Consider the following 2,413-nt stretch of genomic DNA (forward strand, 5'->3'; position numbering starts at 1 on the left):
ACCCAAGAGCCTTCCTCCCCCACGCGGTCTTGCTCCGTCAGGCTTTCGCCCATTGCGGAAAATTCCCCACTGCTGCCTCCCGTAGGAGTCTGGGCCGTGTCTCAGTCCCAGTGTGGCTGGTCATCCTCTCAGACCAGCTACTGATCGTCGCCTTGGTGAGCTTTTACCTCACCAACTAGCTAATCAGACGCGAGCTCTTCAAAAGGCGGATTTCTCCTTTCACGTTGCGGCACATCCGGTATTAGCAGAAGTTTCCTTCTGTTATCCCAGTCCTTTTGGCAGATTCTCACGCGTTACTCACCCGTCCGCCACTGAACTCCGAAGAGTTCCGTTCGACTTGCATGTGTTAAGCAGACCGCCAGCGTTCATCCTGAGCCAGGATCAAACTCTCCATGTTGAGAATAAGTTTGTGTTTCCGAAAACTTTACCGTTACGGAATCCTAAGCTTGTTTTCGTTTTGTCTTGGGGTTGCCCCCTGTGACCAAATTTCTTTTGACGAGAATTAGCTTCTATGAATGGCTTTCAAACTATTGCCTTATCTAGGTTCGGTGTGGCAAGAGGTTTCTCTTGACGCTTACCTACTGTAGCGCATCGTCGTAGCCGTTGGGTGGTGCAAACCGAACCAAAAAGTTCGGATTGCACTACTTTGGGTCGAAAATTTGTTCGACAGATGAAATATCCAGTGCCTAACTTCGTTTGGCCTAGGCTTCCAGTCTCATAAGACTGCAAAAAAGTTACGTGGGATTGTCAAGAGGGCCTCTTTTCATTGAAATTGTCCGACTTGAAGTCCAGCCATTTTCCTGTAGGTTGATTCACCGGGAGTTCTTCAACATCTGGGGTGGAGCTAATGGAGGTTGCGCTCTGGTAGGGAATATTAATGTTCTTCTTGAGATGATTAGCCACTACACCCAAGGTTGGTAAACGATACGTGTTGAGTTGCTCGAGGACTCGCATGACTAAAGAACGCCTTGTCTTGCCAACAGCCACAACCATTAAGATCCCATCGGTATGAGCCGCTAGGAAATTGGCATCCATAAAGTCCTGAAAATGGGAGGTGTCATAAATAACTAGGTCAAAGGTGGCCTGAAATTCCTCCATGAGATACTGCATCTGAGCTGACCCAAGCAGTTTGGTGGAGTTACGTAGGGGTTGGCCAGAAGTTAGGACAAACAGATTATCTGCCAACTGAGAGCGCTGGATGAGTTCATTAGGCGTAAGTTTTTTAGCAAGAAGGTCGGTGAGTCCCTTTTGGTTGGGCAAGTTTAAGCGGGTGTGGAGCTGAGGAGTACGCAAATTGGCATCGACCAACAGCACGCGCTGACCCATGCTTGCTGCTGTTAGCGCCAGATTTAAAGCCACTGTAGACTTACCATCAGAAGGCCCAGCTGAGCAAACAGCTAAAGAACGGACAGGTGGATCGGAAAAGAGAAAACGGATGCTGGCATAGAGCGAGTCAAAGGCTTTCTGAAATTCTGGGTCATTCGGATAGCTGTCCTCCGCTCCTTCAACAGTTCCGGCAAAGGCAGGTTGTAGTTTTCTAGAGCCTTTGTAAACAGGAATCACTCCTAACAAAGGCAGGGGAATGCTTTCTTCCAGTTCTTTGTCGGTGTAGAAAATATTACGGAACTTCTCGATCAGCACAGCGGTTCCTACACCCAGCAGTAGACCTAGCACAAGTCCTCCCAGCTTAATGGGTTTAGCTTTACTGGGAGCAGGGATCAGAGTACCCGTCGCACCTTTGGGAATCTCTGGTTTGGAAACAAGTTCCCAAGGAACTTGTTTTTGCGCCACCTCGACTCGCAACGTTTCTCGCTGAGTCAAAAGTTGCTCTTGTGTCCGCTTAGCAATCTCCAACTGCCCCTGTATATCTGTATACTGGCGTGCAACGCTCGGAAATAGCTGGGCTTGTCGCTCAATCGCTCTTTTTGTCTGTGCGAGCGCCTGATTGCGAACCTCTAAAAGCTGTATTTGGTTAGCCGCTTCAACCAGTTTTTGGATCAGTCCTAGACGAACTGAATTTTGGAAAGCTCCTACTTGAGGATTGTTGGTTGTACCAACTCCACTCTGCCCTACAATGCGATTGGATTCCTTGCCCTGTAAGCTGAGTAAGCCTTGTCGTTTAGCCTGTAGCGATTGGATAATTGGGCTATCGGGCTGAAAGCGAGCTGATTCTTCGGCAATTTTATTGTCTATCTCCTGAATCTTCGCCTGGAGAGTTCTATAGTTCGGGTCTTCACTTAACGCCGAGGCCGCGATCGCTTCATCAGGACTTAACTCTAATTGTTGCTGTAAATTAGCATACAGAGTCTTCTGCTCTGCTAAATCTCTTTGAGTCTGTGCCTGCTGATTTGTGATTTCACGAACTTGCGTGAATAGCTGATCGCCCTGCGTTTTGGGATCAGTCAGCTTGTTT

1 protein-coding gene and 1 rRNA gene are annotated in these 2,413 nt (G+C 48.3%); both read right to left on the reverse strand.

From position 1 onward, the window contains the following. Positions 1 to 397 (reverse strand): 16S ribosomal RNA (locus tag V6C93_RS29945); the annotation flags it as partial. Positions 398 to 747: 350 nt separating this feature from the next. After that, positions 748 to 2,413: polysaccharide biosynthesis tyrosine autokinase (locus tag V6C93_RS29950; protein ID WP_333480332.1), on the reverse strand; the 1,666-nt coding region annotated here is incomplete at its 5' end.

The organism is Allocoleopsis sp. (assembly GCF_036703385.1).
Lineage (GTDB): Bacteria > Cyanobacteriota > Cyanobacteriia > Cyanobacteriales > Coleofasciculaceae > Allocoleopsis.